The organism is Haliea sp., from assembly GCF_040221975.1.
Taxonomy (GTDB): Bacteria; Pseudomonadota; Gammaproteobacteria; order Pseudomonadales; family Halieaceae; genus Haliea.
Genome location: NZ_JAVJWR010000010.1, coordinates 1 through 18581, shown reverse-complemented (window position 1 = coordinate 18581; position 18581 = coordinate 1). Strand labels below are relative to the sequence as shown.

General features: G+C 63.2%; 20 protein-coding genes, 3 tRNA genes and 1 other RNA gene. 17 read left to right on the top strand and 7 right to left on the bottom strand.

Annotation, left to right across the window (positions count from 1 at the left end; translation table 11 throughout):
- The first annotated feature begins 449 nt into the window (after positions 1-449).
- The 3 genes from RLO07_RS03095 (at position 450) to RLO07_RS03085 (ending at position 4464) form a co-directional block, all read left to right on the top strand.
- Positions 450-1253 carry an AraC family transcriptional regulator gene (locus RLO07_RS03095; RefSeq protein ID WP_462290672.1) on the top strand — a complete coding sequence of 268 codons (804 nt, stop codon included), beginning with the start codon at positions 450-452 and terminating at the stop codon, positions 1251-1253.
- Between the two features lie 170 nt (positions 1254-1423).
- Positions 1424-3766: a TonB-dependent receptor gene (locus RLO07_RS03090; protein ID WP_462290671.1), complete on the top strand. Its 2343-nt coding sequence runs from the start codon at positions 1424-1426 to the stop codon at positions 3764-3766.
- 71 nt (positions 3767-3837) lie between these two features.
- Positions 3838-4464: a hypothetical protein gene (locus RLO07_RS03085; protein WP_462290670.1), complete on the top strand. Its 627-nt coding sequence runs from the start codon at positions 3838-3840 to the stop codon at positions 4462-4464.
- 75 nt (positions 4465-4539) lie between these two features.
- Here the strand turns inward: RLO07_RS03085 and RLO07_RS03080 are convergent, their stop codons facing one another.
- A complete protein-coding gene (locus RLO07_RS03080) occupies positions 4540-5460 on the bottom strand; it encodes an NAD-dependent epimerase/dehydratase family protein (RefSeq protein ID WP_462290669.1) in 921 nt (306 codons plus the stop codon).
- Between the two features lie 105 nt (positions 5461-5565).
- Between RLO07_RS03080 and RLO07_RS03075 the strand changes: the two genes are divergently transcribed.
- Both RLO07_RS03075 and RLO07_RS03070 read left to right on the top strand, forming a co-directional pair.
- On the top strand, positions 5566-6741 hold the full coding sequence (locus RLO07_RS03075) for a cytochrome P450 (protein ID WP_462290668.1): 1176 nt from the start codon (positions 5566-5568) through the stop codon (positions 6739-6741).
- A 13-nt stretch (positions 6742-6754) separates the two neighbouring features.
- Positions 6755-7654 (top strand): TIGR03619 family F420-dependent LLM class oxidoreductase, encoded by a 900-nt coding sequence (locus tag RLO07_RS03070; RefSeq protein WP_462290667.1) that lies wholly within the window; start codon positions 6755-6757, stop codon positions 7652-7654.
- A 10-nt stretch (positions 7655-7664) separates the two neighbouring features.
- On the opposite strand, the gene RLO07_RS03065 is transcribed toward RLO07_RS03070, so the two are convergent.
- Both RLO07_RS03065 and rloA3 read right to left on the bottom strand, forming a co-directional pair.
- Positions 7665-8378 (bottom strand): SIMPL domain-containing protein, encoded by a 714-nt coding sequence (locus RLO07_RS03065; RefSeq protein ID WP_462290666.1) that lies wholly within the window; start codon positions 8376-8378, stop codon positions 7665-7667.
- Positions 8375-8932: a retropepsin-like aspartic peptidase RloA3 gene (gene rloA3, locus RLO07_RS03060; RefSeq protein WP_462290665.1), complete on the bottom strand. Its 558-nt coding sequence runs from the start codon at positions 8930-8932 to the stop codon at positions 8375-8377. The genes RLO07_RS03065 and rloA3 overlap by 4 nt, the downstream gene beginning before the upstream one ends.
- A 193-nt stretch (positions 8933-9125) precedes the next feature.
- On the opposite strand from rloA3, the gene modA reads away from it, so the two are divergent.
- Genes modA through RLO07_RS03045 form a run of 3 tightly spaced genes read left to right on the top strand, consistent with a single transcriptional unit; the run spans position 9126 to position 11678 of the window.
- Entirely contained in the window at positions 9126-9899 is a 774-nt protein-coding gene (gene modA / locus RLO07_RS03055) for a molybdate ABC transporter substrate-binding protein (protein WP_462290664.1), read from the top strand.
- Positions 9896-10591, top strand: coding sequence for a molybdate ABC transporter permease subunit (gene modB, locus RLO07_RS03050; protein ID WP_462290663.1), 696 nt, complete (start codon positions 9896-9898; stop codon positions 10589-10591). The genes modA and modB overlap by 4 nt, the downstream gene beginning before the upstream one ends.
- The gene (locus RLO07_RS03045) at positions 10572-11678 is read left to right on the top strand and encodes an ABC transporter ATP-binding protein (RefSeq protein WP_462290662.1); all 1107 of its coding nucleotides are present in this window, start codon (positions 10572-10574) and stop codon (positions 11676-11678) included. Before modB ends, RLO07_RS03045 begins: the two co-directional genes overlap by 20 nt.
- Positions 11679-11696: 18 nt before the next feature.
- On the opposite strand, the gene RLO07_RS03040 is transcribed toward RLO07_RS03045, so the two are convergent.
- Positions 11697-12329, bottom strand: a complete 633-nt coding sequence (locus RLO07_RS03040; protein WP_462290661.1) for a uracil-DNA glycosylase family protein — start codon at positions 12327-12329, stop codon at positions 11697-11699.
- A 148-nt stretch (positions 12330-12477) separates the two neighbouring features.
- On the opposite strand from RLO07_RS03040, the gene RLO07_RS03035 reads away from it, so the two are divergent.
- The gene (locus RLO07_RS03035; protein ID WP_462290660.1) at positions 12478-12867 is read left to right on the top strand and encodes a gamma-glutamylcyclotransferase family protein; all 390 of its coding nucleotides are present in this window, start codon (positions 12478-12480) and stop codon (positions 12865-12867) included.
- Positions 12864-14201, top strand: a complete 1338-nt coding sequence (locus tag RLO07_RS03030; RefSeq protein ID WP_462290659.1) for an MFS transporter — start codon at positions 12864-12866, stop codon at positions 14199-14201. The genes RLO07_RS03035 and RLO07_RS03030 overlap by 4 nt, the downstream gene beginning before the upstream one ends.
- Before the next feature lies 1 nt (position 14202).
- On the opposite strand, the gene RLO07_RS03025 is transcribed toward RLO07_RS03030, so the two are convergent.
- Complete coding sequence (locus RLO07_RS03025; RefSeq protein WP_462290658.1) at positions 14203-15372, bottom strand: lipid-transfer protein; 1170 nt, start codon at positions 15370-15372, stop codon at positions 14203-14205.
- Positions 15369-15785, bottom strand: a complete 417-nt coding sequence (locus RLO07_RS03020) for a Zn-ribbon domain-containing OB-fold protein (RefSeq protein WP_462290657.1) — start codon at positions 15783-15785, stop codon at positions 15369-15371. Before RLO07_RS03020 ends, RLO07_RS03025 begins: the two co-directional genes overlap by 4 nt.
- Positions 15786-15934: 149 nt before the next feature.
- On the opposite strand from RLO07_RS03020, the gene RLO07_RS03015 reads away from it, so the two are divergent.
- Together RLO07_RS03015 and RLO07_RS03010 are read left to right on the top strand one after the other, a co-directional pair.
- Complete coding sequence (locus tag RLO07_RS03015) at positions 15935-16474, top strand: FAS1-like dehydratase domain-containing protein (protein WP_462290656.1); 540 nt, start codon at positions 15935-15937, stop codon at positions 16472-16474.
- A gap of 15 nt (positions 16475-16489) precedes the next feature.
- Positions 16490-16903 (top strand): MaoC/PaaZ C-terminal domain-containing protein, encoded by a 414-nt coding sequence (locus RLO07_RS03010; protein WP_462290655.1) that lies wholly within the window; start codon positions 16490-16492, stop codon positions 16901-16903.
- A 46-nt stretch (positions 16904-16949) separates the two neighbouring features.
- Here the strand turns inward: RLO07_RS03010 and RLO07_RS03005 are convergent, their stop codons facing one another.
- Complete coding sequence (locus RLO07_RS03005) at positions 16950-17723, bottom strand: EAL domain-containing protein (RefSeq protein ID WP_462290654.1); 774 nt, start codon at positions 17721-17723, stop codon at positions 16950-16952.
- Between the two features lie 135 nt (positions 17724-17858).
- Here RLO07_RS03005 and RLO07_RS03000 point away from each other — a divergent pair.
- The 5 genes from RLO07_RS03000 to RLO07_RS02980 all read left to right on the top strand — a co-directional run.
- Positions 17859-17942 (top strand) — tRNA-Tyr (locus RLO07_RS03000).
- 48 nt (positions 17943-17990) lie between these two features.
- A non-coding RNA gene (locus RLO07_RS02995) (RtT sRNA) lies at positions 17991-18120 on the top strand.
- A gap of 93 nt (positions 18121-18213) precedes the next feature.
- Positions 18214-18287 (top strand) — tRNA-Gly (locus RLO07_RS02990).
- A gap of 16 nt (positions 18288-18303) precedes the next feature.
- Positions 18304-18379 (top strand) — tRNA-Thr (locus RLO07_RS02985).
- A 60-nt stretch (positions 18380-18439) separates the two neighbouring features.
- Positions 18440-18581: GTP-binding protein (locus RLO07_RS02980; protein WP_350143620.1), on the top strand; the 142-nt coding region annotated here is incomplete at its 3' end.

Here is an 18581-nt window from a genome sequence, read left to right as displayed (position 1 = left end):
GACGGATCAGGAATACTTCCACAGTACCGGCCACGAAGGTACAGGCCGCTTGGATCGTCCTGCAACGAAACGTATTGTCCGGAAATTACCCGGACTTGGTGGCCGGCGCGGCACCCGTTATTCAGGCTGGTCGCAGGCATCGACCCCCAAATACCTTGCGTCGGTCTCCGGCAGTGTGGGTAATATTAATGAGTAATTTTCGCTATCCCAAATTCCGGTGGGATCTGTAGACTCAGCCTGTCAAGCGACGGTAAATCACCGCGCTGGTCTGTTCGGGGGGCCTGCGATAGTTTTGACACGGGCCTATAGCGCAATACGCAGGACCAGAGGGGCGCTACGAAAGTGAAACAGTTGCAGACAAGCAACCTGCGAGCGGCGGCATGACAGAAACCGCTCCGTTATCGTGCCGGAGCGAGCGGATACATTTCACCATATGGCGGTCGCCAGCGGTGGATGAACTGCAGGTCGTCGAGAGTAATCTGCATCGCTTCGTTGCCCCCTCGCATGTGCACCAGTTTCTGGAACTGGTCTGGTTGCGATCCGGATCGACTGTGCTGTGCTGCCGCGGCCAATCCCATGTTGTGCACGCAGGATGCGCTTTCGCGATTGCACCCAACGAAATCCACAGCAATGCAAGTTCCGGAAACGCGGGAATCCGTTATCAGGTATTGCAGATTCCGATGTCGGTATTGAAGGACATTGAGCGCCAGAATGGAGGTGGTCTGTTATCGATGTTGCGCTCCGATCCCCTGCACGTATTCCCGGCTCAAAGTGCGCAGCGGTTCTATCCGGCACTGACCAGGGCACTCAAGCACTGGCACCTTGGAGGAAAAGCCCGTACCGACACCGGCACACTGTTGGGCCGGCTGTTCCAGGCCAGTCGGGGCCGCAGGAGTGAGGCGGTGCCAAAACACGTGTCGCTGCACCCCGCCGTGGTCGAGGCGAGAACAATTCTTGAGCACCATTGTGGCGAGCGCATTGAGCTTTCTGAGCTCGCGCGCGCGGTGAACCTGAACGAGCGTTACCTGCTAGGTCTGTTCAAGAAGGCTTCGGGCATCTCACCTTGCCAGTTCCAGCTTGGCGTGCGTGCGGACAGAGCCAGAAATCTCGTAGTGGCCGGTATTCCCCTGATAGACGTCGCCATGTCCACAGGATTCGCTGACCAGAGCCACCTGATTCGCGATTTCAAGAAGTTTTTCGGCATGACCCCCAGCGCCTTTCGCAAGGCCTGCACTATAGACGCTGTTGGATAAGCCTTGGTTGTAAGCGCCGACCGGTGGGCTGCCGGGGCGCCTGATCAGCACCTGAACTTCGTTCAATACCATCTCTTCCAGTTGCGCTACATTTTTCCCTGCGGACGCAGTCATGGATGTGAACTGCGGCTGCATCATCAGAATAATGTGTGACGAGAGACGACTGAACAATGACGCATAAAAAAGGACAGCTTCTGGTATATCGCGTTATCGCGTGTCTGCTTGTCGGCCCGGGTGCAGAGAGTCTTGCTGCCGATGCCAGTGCCGGAGGGCTTCTCGAGGAAGTTACCGTCACTGCCCGGAAAACCGCGGAATCTCTTCAGGAAACACCGATTGCGGTAACGGCCTTCACCGGTGCGGACCTTGCGGCGCGGGGTGTTGCCAGCCTGGATGAGGTTGCGGGTTTTGCACCGAATGTCGAGTTCTTTGCAAGTGGGATCTCGGGCAGCAGCTCCGGGCAGGTCTACATTCGAGGCGTGGGCCAGTTCGACTACCTGCTGACCACAGATCCGGGCGTGGGCGTCTATCTGGACGGAGTGTATCTCGCCAGAAGCCTCGGGAATATTCTCGATCTGGTAGATGTGGAGCGCATCGAGGTGCTGCGTGGCCCCCAAGGGACACTGTACGGAAAAAACACCATTGGCGGGGCGATCAATATAGTCGCCCGCAAGCCGGCGGGTCAGCCGGAAGCGGATATCGGTATCAGAGTGGGTCGTCATGATCGGCTTGATGCGACGCTGATGGCGTCGGGGCCGCTGCTGGACGAGACGCTGCGGGCAAAGATAGCGCTGAATACCAAGAATGCCAACGGTTTCGGGGACCGGCCTCTGGCAGGCGACGATGCGGGTGATGAGGAGAGTCATGCCGCACAGCTGATGCTGGACTGGAGGCTGTCCGATACAGCCAACCTGTTGCTGTCGGCGGATTACACCCGCGCAGATGAAACGATGTCGTTTCACCGGATCCAGGTCATCAATCCGCAAGCTCCGCTGGTGGGCCTCTACAATGCGTTGGCAGGCCCGCTCGCTCCCCTCCATGGGCTGCAGCTGCCGGTCTACGATGAGCGCTGGCTGACCGATGATGCCTACACTGATCTTTCCACCGGATCGAACTTCAGTGAGCAGACGATCTGGGGGGCTTCGGCGACACTGGAGTGGGAGATCGGTGACATATCGCTCAAGTCCATCACGGCCTACAGGGATCTGGACATGTCATTTGGCACCGACCCCGATGGGTCGCCGGCCGTGATCATCGACCAGATTGATGATAACCAGCAGCGTCAGTTCAGCCAGGAATTGCAGCTCAGCGGCAATGCCTTTGACACAGCGCTGCAGTGGGTGGCAGGTGTCTATTACCTCCGGGAAAAGGCCGATGCCGTCCTCAATGTCAGGACCTACGAGGGGATATTTCAGGCGCTTGAAAACCTGCCAGCACCACTGTTCCCTCTGGCGCCAGGCTTACAGTGCCCTGCACCGCTGCCAGCCCCGTGCGCGGGCGGAGCCGGCAACCCGGTCAATCTTGCGCTCGATATAGGCCGTCTGGCCACTCAGGATCAGGAAACAGAGAGCTATTCGTTGTACGGACAGGCAAGCTACGATTTGACGCCGAACCTGAGCGTGACCTACGGCCTGCGCTTTACGGATGAGAGCAAGGATTATTCCTACTCTTTCAGCCAGCTTGAGTCCGGTGTGAGTGTGATACCGGGCTCGGATCGCAGCGAATCCTGGGACGATGTCTCCCAGCGCTTCGGCCTGGAGTATCGGTGGCACGACGATCTGATGGTCTATGCCTCGGCCGCAAAGGGTTTCAAAAGCGGCGGATTTAATGGGCGCGCCCGGAGCAGCAACGAAATCCAGCCCTACGAGCCTGAAGAACTGTGGGCATACGAGGTTGGCGTTAAATCCGAGTGGCTGGACCGGCGCCTGCGTATTAATGGCGCCGCGTTCTTTAACGATTACACCGACATGCAGTTCACACTGACCACGGCAAACGACAGTGGGACCCAGTTGGTGATAGTGGGTAATGCGGCGGAAGCCCGGGTAGGAGGCTTTGAGTTGGAGGCGCTGTACCTGCCCACCAGCCGGATTACTGTCTCGGCAACAGTTGCCTATCTCGATGCAGAGTACTCCAATGTGGCTCAGGGGATCGGTATAACCGAAGAGTCGAAGCTGATCGGTGCGCCTGAATGGAGCGGTTCTCTGGGCGCAGAATACCGGATTCCGCTGCAGGCTCACGGTGCACTTTCGCTGCGGGCCGACTACATGTACCGGGACAAAGTCTATTTCGACGCGATCAACACGGAATCCGTTGCTCAGGGTGCCTATGGGCTACTCAATCTGCGGGCTTCCTGGATAGACAGCCGGGATCGTTGGAGATTATCGGCCGGGCTGCGAAATGCCACCGACAAGGAATACGTCGTGATGGGATTGGGTGTGCTGGACAGCCTCGGCTTTTCCAGCGCAGTTCTGGGCCGCCCCCGGGAATGGTACCTGGAGGCCGGTTACAGGTTCTGATGTCGGTTCAAGCGTATGACCTGGTTGCCCCCGTTCTGGCGCTACAGCCATCGACCCAAAGGATGAGTGAAATGAGAAATACCCTGTTACTTCTGTTGGCGATGATGCTGCCATTCTCTACAACAGCCCGGGAGCCGCTGGTTCTGGATCTGGACATGGACGCGGACACGTTGTCCATGGCGCATAACATCGAGGATTTCCTGTTCCAGAGAACGTTCAGTTTTTCCCCTAACGTACCCGGTGACCTGCACGAAAGCTTCAAGCGCCAGGAGTTCAATGGGTATCTGGTTGCCAGTGCACTGGTGAGAATTGATGGAGAGGTTGCCGGCGTCGCCACAGAGCAGGAGTATGTCTATCGTGATCCTGACAGTGGAGCGCCGAGAGCACGTTCGGCATGGCTCATCACGCTCACCCGAGAGGGCCTGAGAGGGTTTCTCGCAGTGGAGCAGGTGGAGGATGCCAGTAAGGTATTCAATCTTGCGCAGAAAGTGATGCAAGAGCCCAACGCGCAGTGGGAGGATAGCTTCAAGAGTTTTCTTTCAACTCATGGCGAGGCCAGGCTTGAAATGGCGACCGATGACCTGTCCGATTACGCGGACGGGAAATTCGAGGAATACAATATGCTAAACCCCGCCGACTTCGCCCGGCTGGGCCGATTCCGCGCCAGAATTCAGTTCGTGATTCACCCTGCACACTGAAGCGTGGAGGGTCGCCCCAGTTGGATTTTGCCGGGTGTCTTCCGAGTCTGTAGCGCCGAGTCTTGCAACAGCCTGCTATGGCCTCATCAACTCTGGATAGCGCTGCCGGGCCATGGCCGCAAAGCCTTCCCGCCAGCCGATTCGGCAGTTGCCCACCAGCTCGATACGGTGCCGGTTGTCGGTCACCCGTGAGGGTATCGACTGGCTGTCATCCTCGCGAAAGCGCGGTTCACGCCCGGCCAGTTGCCCCAGGTAATGGCACCAGCTGCGCACATCCACCGGCTCGTCGCCACTCCAGTTGACGATGGTCGCCGGCACCGAGGCGGCGGCGAGCAGGCCCTCTACCTGGCCATTGATGTCATCCTGGTGAATGCAGGTGTACCAGGCCTCGCCGCCGGGCGGTAGCACGATCTCCTCGCCTTGCATGATGGCGTCCAGATGATAGGCCGGCAGCCCGCCATTGCTGGAATAGGATACGTTCATGCGGGCAATGGTGGTGGGCAGGCCGTACAGGCGCGCGCCGCTGCGAGCCACGGCTTCCTGGGCGATCTTGGATATGGCGTAGGTGGGTGAGAACGGCTGGCGGGAGTCCCCCAGGGGATCGTCCTCCCGAAACGGGTGCTGCGGATCGGGGTGCAGCGCATAGACCGCACAGGTGGACATGACCAGGCAGGCTTTCGCGCTACGGCAGTGCGCCATCAGCAGTGCGGTACCCTCGGCGTTGACCTGCAGGGCGTAGTCGTAATCCTGCCCGGCCAGTTGGAATACCGCGAGATGCAGCACGTAGTCGAAGTCCCGCGGCAGGTCGCCGAAATCGCCGCTGGCGAGATCGATGCTGCGCGTCACCATACCCGCCTGCTCGCAGCATTCGCGGGAACCGGGCGCACTGAAGCGGGCGACCGCCCAGACCTCGTTGTCGGCCGCGAGAAACTGCCCCAGCGGCAGGGCGATCTGGCCGGCGGCTCCGGTCAGGAGGATTTTCTGGTTCTTGAGCATATTGATCTCTTCATTGATCGTTCCGTTGGAGGCTGCAATTGCCCGCCAGTCTGGTCCATACTTGCACAAATGAGAAGATAACGATAATGCTCCGAGGTAAGCGCCATGATCGCCGCCCCATCCCTGATGCCGGGTACTGATTTTGCCTACGACGAGTTGCCCGACCTGCACCAGCGGCTCGATGAGCTGCGTGCCCTAGGCCCCGTGGTGCCCGTCACCTATCACGGCCAGACCGTGTGGCTGATCACGCGCTATCAGGAATTGAAGCAGGCTTTCGCGGACGAGGAGCATTTCGCTTCGAAGGCAGCCTACACCGTGCATTCGGAGCCGTCGATGGGCAAGACCCTGCAGACCATGTCGGGGCAGCAGCACCGGGTCAATCGTACACTGGTCTCCAAACCTTTCTTCCCCAGGCAGATCCGAGATGCGGTGGAGGCGCTGATCGCCCCGATCGCCGATGAATTGCTCGATCGTCTGAACGACCGGGAAGAAGTCGATCTGGTACAGGCTTTCACCCGCCCCTATCCCTTCACCGTCATTGCCCGCATGCTGGGTATTCCGGTGAATGACGAGGGCAAGCTGCTGGAGTGGGCGCTGAAGCTGATCGACTATCCCTGGGACCCGGAAGGCGCGCTTGGGGCCCGCAGTGAATTCGCCGAATACATGCAGCCCTTTCTGGATGAACGCCGGGAGCGACCCGGCGACGATGTGATATCGATGCTGGCAACCGCCGAATTCGAGGGCCAGCGCCTGAGTGACGAGGAGATCTATTCCTTTCTGCGCCTGCTGTTTCCCGCCGGCTCCGACACCACCTACAAGGTGGCCGGCAGCCTGTTCTACGCGATTCTGTCCGATCCCGCGGTGCGCGAACAGGCCATGGTGAGCGACGCGGCGCGGGAAGCGATCGTGCAGGAAGCGCTGCGCTGGCAGCCACCCACTGCGCTGCTGCCGCGACGTTGCAGCAAGGACACGGAGCTGGGGGGCGTTGCGATCAGCAAGGACGACTGGATCCTGTTCGGGATTACCGCGGCGCACCGGGACCCGGCGGTCTTCAGCGATCCCGACCGCTTCGACCCGGCGCGCCCGGAAAAGAACCTGGCCTTTGGCCATGGCGAGCATTTCTGCCTGGGTTCGCACCTGGCGCGCCGGGAGCTGGAGACCGCTATCGAGCGGGTGTTCAGCCGTTTCCCGGCTATGCGCCTGTGCCCGGAGCGGCGGGTGCGCTTCAGCGGAGCCGTCCTGAGGGGCACGCCCGAGCTGTGGGTGCGCCCCTATGGCTGACGGAGCTCCTGCCATGAAACTGGGCGTCATCCCGCTCTGCGACAAGTCCGTGACCACCGATCCCGCCTGGGTGCGCAGGTTTGTGCAGATGCTCGAACAGCAGGGGGTGGAGTCCGTGTGGATGCCCGAGCACGTGGTCATGGCCGAGGACTACGAGCCGCTGTATGACTATTCGGACAATGGTCGCGCCCCGGTGCTGCCGACGACGCAGATGCCCGACCCGCTGCACTGGCTGAGCTTCGCCGCAGCCTGGACCGACACCCTGCGCCTGGGTACCGGGGTGTTGATCGGGCCGCAGCACAGCGCGGCAGTCCTGGCCAAGCGGCTGGCCACCCTGGATGCCCTGTCCGGGGGCCGCCTGGAAGCGGGCATCGGCATCGGCTGGCAGAAGGAGGAATACGCAGCGGTAGGGGTGCCCTACCAGCACCGGGGCAAGCGGCTGGACGAGCTGCTGGACGCCATGCGCACGCTGTGGCGCGATGATCCCGCCACCTACCAGGGCGAATTTATCCAGTTCGAGCGGGTTTTCTGCGATACCAAGCCGGCCCGCGCCGGAGGGGTGCCACTGCTGATCGGCGGCAGCTCGGCCGCGGCCGCCCGCCGTGCCGGATTGCGCGGCGATGGTTTCTTCCCCTATGTGATTTCACCGGATGACCTGGCCGCGCGCCTGGACACGCTGCGCTGCGCCGCCAGGGAGGCTGGGCGAATCCTGCCGGAGGACTTCCCGATCACGATCTGGCCCTGGAGCTACGACAACAACGGCACCTTCGATCTGGAACTGGTGCAAGCCTATCGGGACCTCGGTGTCAGTCGGGTCATCGTCGCCAGCTTCGAGGCCGGGGGCTCGGAGATCGCGGATATTCGCCGGTTCATCGGGGACTACCAGGACCGCATACTGGCGCGGCTGGGCTGAGCCTCCGGTATCACTCCAGCGCGTACTGGAAGGTGCTGACTACCCGCAGGCGCTTCACCCGCGAGCTGCCGTCATCCCAGTCACTGCCGTCGCTGCCGGTAATGCGGATGACGCCCTGGTTGGCGGAGCGCAGGGCACCAATCCTGGCTCCCGCCTCGGCGGCAAACTTCTCCGCCTGCTCGCGGGCGTTGCGCGTGGCCTCCGCCAGCAGTGCCGGCTTGACCTCGTTGAACCCGCGCAGCTGGTAGCGGGGTCCGCTGCCGCCCTCGATTTCCACCCCGGCCTCGATCAGCGGGTCAATGCCCAGCGCGGTGGCTTCCACCAGTTCTACCCGCGCCGACTGGACGATGACCATGCCGCTGCCGGTGTAGCGCAGGGGTTGGTTACCTGCCCCGTACTCGCGTGAATAGGCGTCCTGTACCTGCAGGGGCCTGATTTCCACCTCATCCGCGGTGAAGCCGGCGTCGGTGAGGAAGCGGGTCACCCGCGCCCGGTCCTCGGAAAGCGCCTGCTGAACATCGGCAAAGGCGCTGCCGGCGCGGCGGAAGGTCAGGTTCCAGGCCGCGAAATCGCTTTCGACATCCGCCTCGGCCAGGCCTTTGATGGTGACCGAACGGTCTTCCAGCTTGAAGCGCTGGAGGCCGTCGCCGACTGTCCAGCCGGCGGCGGCAACGCCCAGGGCCAGCAGCAGGGCCGCCAGCCAGTAACCCGGTTTGCCGCTCATGCGGCCGCGGCCTCGGCGTCGTCGACGGGCTCGCAGGACGGCCGGGTCAGATAGGTGGAATTCACGTCCACCAGGCCCAGGTCCCGCAGGGTGCGGCGACCGATCAGGACCGGGTAGATCATGTCGCCGCGATCGCGCAGGGAAAATTGCTCGGCGTAGACCTGGTCGCCAATACAAAGCTCCAGCCTCACCACGGGTCGGCGGTCTTCGCCGCCGGCGCCGCGTACCAGGATGAATCGCTCAACCGGCAGCGCCATTGGCGTCAGCAGTTGCTCGCCGCTGGCGCTGTCTTCCAGTTCCAGCTCGAACTCCACCCAGTGTTCGCCGTCGCGCTGACGCAACTCGATGGCGGTGGCGTGGATCGAGGAGGTCAGGGCGCCCGAATCGAGCTTGGCCTTCACCGTGGCCCCGGCCGGCATGACGATGGCTTTTTCCACCCAGCCCAGCACCTGTGGTCCGTCACTGCTGGCGGCGGCAACGGCGCTCAGGGGGGAGGCCAGCAGGCACAGCAGGCACAGGGGAAATCGTGACAGCGAAAGGTAAAACTGTAGCATTGGGTCTCCTGAGAATCGGTTGCAGGCGCCGACCGGGGCTGCCGGCGTATGGCAAGTATAGCTGTGTCAGCTCCAGTAGACCCCGGGTCAGGTGTTTTTATCCGTGTTTCGGGTAGAGTAGGCAGCGTCGGCCCTGCTTGCGCATGGCCGGGAAGAAGCTGGGTTTTCGTGATTCAAGAGTTGAGGAACCGATTTGCTGCTGATCCGGTTAATTGCTGTGCTGGCCCTGCTGCTGCCGCTTTCGTTGCGGGCAGCAGAGCCGGTTATCGCCGCTGCCTCCACTCTCAAATTTGCCCTGGACGAGATCGCCAGCGCCTTCACTGCCGACACCGGCCACCGGGTGCGCCTGACCTACGGTTCCTCCGGACTGATGGCAACCCAGGTCCGCAATGGCGCGCCGTTTCAGCTCTTCCTGTCTGCGGATGAAGGCTATGTGCTGCAGCTGCATGCCGACGGCTTTACCCGCGACGAGGGGACGCTGTACGCCGCCGGACGGCTTGCCCTGGTGGTGCCGCGCAATTCGCCGGTGCCGGTGGCGGGTGACCTGGGTGGGCTGGGGGGAGCACTGCGTGCGGGGCAGGTCAGGCGTTTCGCGATTGCAAACCCGGAACATGCACCCTATGGGGCGCGGGCCCGTGAAGCGCTTGTGCACGCCGGGCTCTGGGAACTGGCGCTGCCGCGGCTGGTATACGGCGAGAACGTCTCCCAGGCGGCACAGTTCGCCACTGGTGGGTCCGCCGAGGGCGGTATCGTTTCCTTTTCTCTTGCCCTGTCGCCGGGGCTTTCGAGCATTGCGGACCATGCGCTCATTCCCGCCAGCTATCACGCGCCACTGCTGCAGCGCATGGTGTTGCTGAACAACGCGGGCGCCACGGCGGAGGCGTTCTATACCTATCTGCAGCAGCCTGCGGCGCGGGCGGTGATGCAGCGCTACGGTTTCACCCTGCCGGCGGCGGAGCCTCTGTGAGCAGCCCCGGCATGGATTTCACTGCCCTGCGGCTGTCCCTGGAGCTGGGTGTCGTCACGGTGCTGCTGCTGCTGCCGCTGGCATTGATGACGGCGCGCTTCCTCGCCTGGCGGCGTTTCCCCGGCAAGTCCCTGCTGGAAGCGGCTCTGGCGGTGCCGCTGGTGCTGCCACCGACGGTGGTGGGCTATTACCTGCTGGTGGGCATGGGCAGTGGCTCCTGGCTCGGAGAGTGGGTGGAGCGCATGACCGGACAGTCACTGGTGTTCAGTTTCTCGGGTCTGGTGGTGGCCTCGGTCATCGTCAACATTCCCTTTGCGGTGCAGCCGATGCAGCGCGCCTTCGAGGCCATTCCGGGTGAAGTGCGGGATGCCGCTGCCTGCTGTGGCATGGGTTTCTGGCGCACCCTGTTGACGGTGGAGCTGCCGCTGGCCTGGCCGGGGGTGGTCACTGCCTTTGTGCTCACGTTCGCCCATACGCTCGGTGAGTTTGGCGTGGTGCTGATGGTGGGTGGCAGCATCCCCGGGGAGACCCAGACCATTGCCATCGCCATCTATGACCGGGTACAGGCGTTTGACTACGCCGCCGCCGGGCAAATGTCGCTGCTGCTGCTGGTGTTCTCCCTGCTGGTGCTGGCACTGGCGGGTGGCTGGGGTCGCCGCATCGGGAGGCGGGATGCCCTGCCCAGGATCTGACTTCCGGCTGGCAGTCACCCTGGCGCAGCCGCTGCCCATGCGGGCGGAACTCCACTGCGGCGGCGCTGAGTTGCTGGCGCTGGTGGGTCCTTCGGGTAGCGGCAAGTCTACCCTGCTGCGACTGGTGGCGGGCTTGAGTCGGCCCGCACAGGGGCGCATAGAATGCGGATCGGCCTGCTGGTTCGACAGTGCCCGTGGTCTGCACCTGTCGCCGCAGCAGCGCCGGGTCGGGTTTGTGCCCCAGCACTACGGTCTGTTCCCGCACATGACTGCCCTCGGTAACGTCATGGCCGGGCTGCACTCACTGCCGGTGCGGGAGCGGGAAACCCGGGCCCGCCACTGGCTGGACCGGGTCCACCTGCCGGGGCTTGCGCAGCGGCGGCCGGCGGAACTGTCCGGGGGCGAGCAGCAGCGTGTGGCGCTGGCGCGGGCGCTGGTCCGCGAGCCGTCCATATTGCTGCTGGATGAGCCATTCTCGGCTGTGGACCAGGTGACGCGACAGACACTGCACCTGGAGCTGGCGGAGCTGAAGCAGGAATTGGGAATCCCGGTGCTTCTCGTCACCCACGATCTCGATGAGGCGCTATTGCTCGCGGATCACATGACCCTGCTGGCACGCGGTCGCACACTGCAGTCGGGGCGCCCGGAGGCCGTCATGGCCGAACCGGTCAATGCGGAGGCGGCCCGTTTGCTGGGCGCGCGCAATCTCTTGCCCGGCACGCTGCTGCGCCACGATGCAGCGACCGCCACCAGCTGGATCCGGGTCGGCAGCGTGGAGTTGGCGGCGCCGTTGGCGCCTGACCTGGATCCGCAAACCGAGGTGCTGTGGATGTTGCCCCCGGATGCCGCGCGCCTGACCGCAGATTCGGCAGCGCCGCCTGCGGGGCACACCGATTCGCTGCGCGTCTGTATCCGCACTCTGTTGCCGCTGGGCGGCAGCGTACGTATCACGGCCAATATTCCGGGCCTGGACACGCCGCTGCAGCTGCAGGCGCCCCCCGCAGACGTTGCCGCACTGAACCTGCAGGCCGGAGCGAGGGCCCGGGTTGAATTCCCGCGGGCGAGAATCCGCCTGTTGCGCCCATAGCCACCCTGCAGTCACGCCTCAGGGCGCCTGCCGCAGGGACGACTGCCGCAGGGACGCCTGCCGCAGGGACGCCTGCCGCAGTATCTCCGCTACCCGCTCCCGCAGTGCCGGCAGCAGCTCCGCCGCGAACCAGGGGTTGTTGCGCAGCCAGCGGTTGTTGCGCGGGCTGGGGTGGGGCAGGGGCACCACTGCGGGCCATGATTGCCGCCAGGCCAGGACGCGCCGGGTGACCGGGACCTGCCCGCCGCCGAGGTGCCAGGCCTGGGCGTGCTGGCCCAGCAGCAGGGTGAGCTGTACCTGTTGCAGCTGCGCCAGCAGTGGTGCGCGCCAGGTGGCGGCGCATTCCGGGCGCGGTGGCAGGTCACCTCCGCTGCCGGTGCCCGGGTAGCAGAACCCCATCGGCAGCAGGGCCAGCAGGCGCTCATTGTAGAACTGGACACGGTCCACACCCAGCCACTCCCGCAGGCGGTCGCCACTGGGATCGTTGAAGGGTATGCCGGTGGCGTGGACCTTGCGGCCGGGAGCCTGGCCAACCACGAGGATGCGGGCCGCCGGATGCAGCTGGATCACCGGTCGTGCGCCCAGGGGCAGCGCCGGTTCGCACAGGGTGCAGGCGCGGACGTCGGTCAGTAGTTTTTCCCAGGAAGACATGTTGTAGTGGGCAACGTAGCCTCATGTGCAGAAGGAAGGCATTATAGTCGGCAGCTATGGGTAACAGAATGTCATGAGTTCGGGTCGCAGGCACAGAGCACGGTCCAGGCTGAGGTGGGCGATCATTGCCTGCGCGACAGCGGTGATCGTGCCGACACTATATCTGTGGTGGCTGCTGCTCAGCCCCTTTGGCTATCAACCTCCAGCCGGCTATGTGGCACCGGTCGAACCTGGCGAGCAGCAGGTGTTTGTCTACGGCACCCTGCGCAATCCGCTGGTGCGCTGGCTGGTGGCGGGCCGCCCCCTGGTCACCGAGGAGGCATTCCTGCCGGGCTATCGCAGGCAGGGACTGGACATCACACCGGCCCCCGGGGCTGGCGTCGAGGGTGAGCTGGTGACCGTAGAGCCCTCGGCGCTGCGCCGCCTGGACCGCTATGAGCGCCTCGGCATTCGCTACGAGCGGGTCGAGGCGACCCTCGACGACGGCCGGCGGGTCTGGGTCTACCAGCGGCTGCCGCCGTTGCTGCCAGCGCAATGACCGTCATCAGCCCAACCCGGCCGCTGGCCCCCAAGCGCGAGATTTTCGGCTGGGCGATGTTCGATTTCGCCAACCAGGGCTATACCCTGCTCATCATTACCGTGGTATTCGGCGACCTGTTTACCCGGGTCGTGGTGGCCGATGCCCCGGACTACCGCCTCGGCAATCTGCTCTGGAGCATTGCGCTGGCAGTCAGCTACCTGTTGGTGGTAGTGGCCAATCCGGTCTGTGGCGCGATGATGGACTACTCCCGCAGCCGCAAGCGCTTCCTCTTTGCCAGCTACGTCCTTACCGTCGTGACCACTTCACTGCTGTATTTTGTCGAGCCGGGCTGGATAGTCAGCGCCATGGTGCTGGTGATCCTGTCCAATTTCGCCTATGCCATCGGCGAGGGCTTCATCGCCAGCTTCCTGCCGGATCTGGGGCCGCGCAAGGCGCTGGGCTGGATTTCCGGGTTGGGCTGGGGACTGGGTTACATCGGCGGCCTGGTGGCGACGGCATTTACGCTGTTTTTCCTCGGCGATGTGTCGCTGGACAATTATGAGCGCATTCGCTGGGTCGGTCCCTTTGCCGGCGGTTTCTTCCTGCTGGCCGCGATCCCCACCTTTGTCTGGCTGCGGGAGCGGGGGCAGCAGCGTCCGCCACTGTCGGCGTCCAATCTGGTGCGGATGGGTTTTGCGCGGCTGCAGGCGACCCGCCAGGCCCTGGATGAATTTCGCGATCTGCGCACACTGCTGATATCGGTGTTTTTCGCCATGGCCGGTATCTACATCATCATTGCCTTCTCGTTCATCTACGGCGCCCAGGTCATCGGCTGGGACGAGGAGGTGCGGATACTCATGTTCGTCACCGTGCAGTTGACCGCGGCTGTTGGCGCGGTGGGCTTCGGTCTGCTGCAGAGCCGACTGGGGGCGCGCAGCACCTATATCATGACCCTGTCGCTGTGGATGCTGGCGATTCTGGCCATCTGGCAAACTCCGGCGCTGACGGGGCTGGCCCGGGATTGGTTGGCTGTAAGCTGGGAAGCACAGTATGTATTCCTGTTCGCAGGTGTACTGGCCGGCCTCAGTCTGGGCTCGTCGCAGTCGGCGGCACGAGCCCTGGTAGGTGTGTTGACCCCCCAGGCCAAGGCGGCGGAATTCTTCGGCTACTGGGGCATGGCTGCCAAGGCGGCGGCGGTATTTGGCATTTTTGGCTTGGGCCTGGTGCAGTGGCTGCTGGGCCTGGCCGATGCCATCGTATTCTGCCTGCTGCTGTTTGCGGTCGCCATTGTCCTGGTGCTGCCGGTCAACGAAGCCCGGGGCAGCGCCGTGGCCGAGGACTGGCGCGATTGAGTCAGTCCCGCCCCAGGATCAGCGCCCCGGTGGGCACCCCGACCCCGCTGCTGACGAGGACGTGTTCCACCCCTTCGGCTTGATTGGTGGAGCTGCCGCGGATCAGCCGCACCCCCTCGGCGATGTTGTTCATGCCGTGGATGTAGGCTTCGGACAGCAGGCCGCCGTGGGTGTTGTTGGGCAGGCGGCCGTCGATATCCAGGGCCCCCTCCCGGACCATGTCCACACCCTCGCCGCGGCCGCAGAAGCCGAAACTCTCCAACTGCATGATGATCTCCGAGGTGAAGGCATCGTAGAGGCAGGCGGCGTCGATATCGTCCGGTCCCAGGCCGCTCTGCGCATAGACCAGCTGCGCGGCCAGCTCCATCTCCGGGAGGGAGTCCAGCGCTTCGCGGTAGTAGCTGGTCATCTGCTCCTGGCCCCGGGTGGATGCCTGCACCACACCGCGGATCACTGCTGGCTTTTGTTTCAGGTCCCGGGCGCGCTCGGCGCTGGTGACCAGGATGGCGCAGCCGCCGTCGGTTTCCTGGCAGAAGTCGTACAGGCGCAGGGGCTCGGCGATCATCTTCGACGCCAGGTAGTCCTCCATGGTCAGGGGCTTGCCATAGAAGAATGAGCGCGGATTGCTCTGGGCATAGTTGCGCTGGGAGATTGCCACCCGCCCCAGGTCTTCGCTGGTCACACCGTAGCGATGCATGTATTTGTTGGCGATCATGGCGATCCAGGAACCGGGGGTGAGCATGCCGTAGGGCATGTACCAGGACCAGTGGACCAGGTCGGAGCTGACGATCTGCCCGGAAATGCCCTGGCCCATGCGCTGCCCCGAGCGGCCGTTCATGGCCCGGTAGCAGATCACATTGTCGGCCACGCCGGTCGCTACTGCCATGACTGCGTGCAGGATGGTGCCCACCGCGGCTCCGCCACCGTAGTTGACCTTGGTGAACAGCTTCAGGTCGTTGGCACCGACGGTGCGGGCCAGCTCTATCTCGTCGGTGGAATCCAGGGTGTAGCTGACGAAGCCGTCGATCTCCGAGGGCGGCAGACCCGCGTCCTCGCAGGCGGCGAGAGTGGCCTGGGCGGCCAGGGACAGTTCGGAGACGCCGGACTTCTTGGAGAATTCGGTCAGGCCAATGCCGGCGATGGCGGCCTGGTCTTTCAGGACGTGACTCATGCGGCGGCTCCTGTGGCGGGCTGGAACATGGGCAGACGGAAGCCGTCCGGATCCTCGTGCATGACCATCTGCACAGGCATGCCGAAGCTGACGTCCGCGGGGGCACAGTTGATCAGCTGGGAGGTAAAGCGGGTGCCTTCCGCCAGGTCCACGAGGATGATGATCAGCGGGTAGTCAAAACCCGGGAACTGGGGGTGGTGCAGGATAGTGAAGCTGCACAGGGTGCCCCGGCCGGAGGCGGTGATGTGGTCCCAGTCGAAGGAGTGGCATTCACCGCAGGCCGGGTGCGGTGGGTGGCGCAGGGTCTGGCACTGCTTGCAGCGCTGGATGGCCAGCCGGCCCTCGGCGGCCTCCTGCCACCACCAGCCATTGTCTTCCCCCATGGGGGGCTTCATGCGGAAGGATTGCGCCATGGTCGGCCTCGTTGTTCTGGTGTCCTGATGTATACCCGCCACCCCGGGGCGCGGAACTTGCTCGCAACATAATTGAAATTGAATACGAATTCAATTATGTTGCAGGGGTTGTTGACCCTGGCATGAATAACCAACCCGGAGAGCCCGCCATGAGTACCGAGGACATTGCCGCCCTGGAAGAGAAGATCTATGCCTATGTTGGCCGGGAGTGCGGCTCTTCCACCGCCTGGGACCCGGTCAACAAGGCGATGATCCGGCACTGGTGCGAGGTGATGGGCAATACCTGCCCCGATCACCTTGACGAAGAGGCCGCGGCGGCGGGCAGTCGCGGCGCCCTGGTGGCGCCCGCCACCATGCTGTTCGCCTGGTGCCAGACCGGGTATGCGGTCGCCAGCAGCGGTCGCCCCAAGGACCCCCAGGTGGAGCTGATCGATCTGCTCGACGACCATGGCTACAACGGCATTGTCGCTACCGACACCACCCAGGAGTACTTCCGCGAGCTGTGTCTGGGGGACGTGGTGTCCCAGCGCACCGTGATCGACAATATTTCCCCGCGCAAGACGACCGGCCTCGGGGAAGGCTACTTCTACGAAACCATCACTGATTTCACCGACCAGGATGGCGAACCGGTGGGGCGGCAGACCTTCAAGGTCCTGAAGTTCCGTCCCGCGAAAAAAGACCAGGCCTGAGTGGAGGCATCAAGCATGAGCCAGAATCTGAAAAGCACGGACATTCGCGTGGGCCAGGCCCTGCCGGAGCGTCCCATCCCCGTTACCAGCTCGCTGGTCACCTGCGGGGCCCTGGCCACCCGCGATTTCGAGAAAGTGCATCACGACAAGGCCTTCGCCCAGGCCAGCGGCATGCCGGATGTCTACATGAATATCCTCACCAGCCAGGGTCTCACCGAGACCTATCTGCGAGACTGGGTGGGCCGCGATGCGGTATTCCGCAAGCTCAGCGTGCGCCTGGGTGCGCCCAATATTCCCGGCACCACCATGACCATGAGCGGGGAGGTGAAATCCGTGGAAGGTAATCGGGTGGAGGTGGAGGTAGTCGGCCAGAACGACAAGTGGGGCATGCATGTAAAGGCGCTGGCGACCCTGGAACTGGCGAAGTAGGCAGTGGGCTGGTGGTGTCGGGCGGCCCCTGCTTCCACCCGTCGGTTCAGTCCTCGGGCCAGTTTATCGGCGGCAGCGCTTCAAACGCGGGCCTGGCCAGCAGGTAGCCCTGGAACAAATGGACGCCCAGGTCCCGCAGGCGGCGCAGTTCCTCGGGGGCCTCAACGCCCTCGGCGATGACCTTGATGTTCAGGGCGTCACAGACGCCCAGTACGCCTTTCACGATAGCTTCCCGTACCGGGTCCTGGTGCAGGTTGCGCACCAGGGCCATGTCCAGCTTGAGGATGTCGGGCTGGAACTCCGCCAGCAGGTTCAGGCCCGAGTAGCCGGCGCCGAAGTCGTCAATGGCAGTCAAAAAGCCCTGGCGCTTGTACTCGGTGAAAATGCTTTGCAAGTGATTCTTGTCAGTCATCTCCTCCCCCTCCGTCACCTCGAAGATGATGCGGTCCGCGGGAAAGTTGAAGCGCCGGGCAGCCGCCAGCGTCGCGCGTATGCAGGTGGCGGCCTTGTAGACGGCGTTGGGCAGGAAATTGATGCTGAGCAGGCAGGGGACTTGCAGCCTGGCTGCCAGCTCGACCGCTTTCGCCCGACAGTCCTGGTCGAACCGGTACCGGTTATCTTCCGTGACCTGGCCCAGCACCGACGCGGCGCCCGCCCCGTCGGTGCCCCGAACCAGGGCTTCGTACGCGAACACCTCCCGGGTACGGAGATTGACAATGGGCTGAAAGGCCATGGTGAAGGAAAAGTCCAGGGGCTCATCATCACGGCAATGCTTGCAGCCGGTGTCGCGCCTGGGGGAGGTTTTATCGGAAGTTGACATGAAGTAGAAGTTGAGCTGGCATTGAGCGCGCATTGTCAGGTATCGCCGGGAAACATGCAATTCTGCCCCAGGTAACAATTGTTCCGCGAACAGGTTGACAAAGACTGGTGAGGCCGGGAGAATATGCCGCCTTTCGGAGGGGTTCCCGAGTGGCCAAAGGGATCAGACTGTAAATCTGACGCGAAAGCTTCGGTGGTTCGAATCCACCCCCCTCCACCAGGTTGGAATGGCCACTGCAGCAGGATCGCGGTGTTAGGTAGAAAAGAGGGAAGGGGTTGACCGGGGTGGATTGGAACCACACGGTTCGACAGGGTGGCGAAGCCGCCCTGAGCGCCGCCTGAGGCGGCGACCCGAAGGGTGAGGGCCGAAGGCCCGAATAATCCACCCCCCTCCACCAGGTTGGAATGGCCACTGCAGCAGGATCGCGGTGGCAGGTATGAGAGCAGGAGTCGCACTCGCGCGACTATTCCGCCAGTTGGTAGCGGGTCAGGCGGGTATAGTTCAATGGTAGAACCTCAGCCTTCCAAGCTGATGATGCGGGTTCGATTCCCGCTACCCGCTCCAGTTGGGTAAGTACAAAGCTCATATAGCTCAGTCGGTAGAGCACTTCCTTGGTAAGGAAGAGGTCACCGGTTCAAATCCGGTTATGAGCTCCACCCAGTACAGATTGTGCGGTATTACCGCAGTACCAGGCCGGTAACAGGAGACCGTCGAAAATGGCAAAGGAAAAGTTTCAACGTAACAAGCCCCACGTCAACGTGGGCACCATTGGTCACGTTGACCACGGCAAGACGACGCTGACGGCGGCACTGACCAAGGTGTGTGCAGAGACCTGGGGCAGCGGTTCGGCGGTTGCGT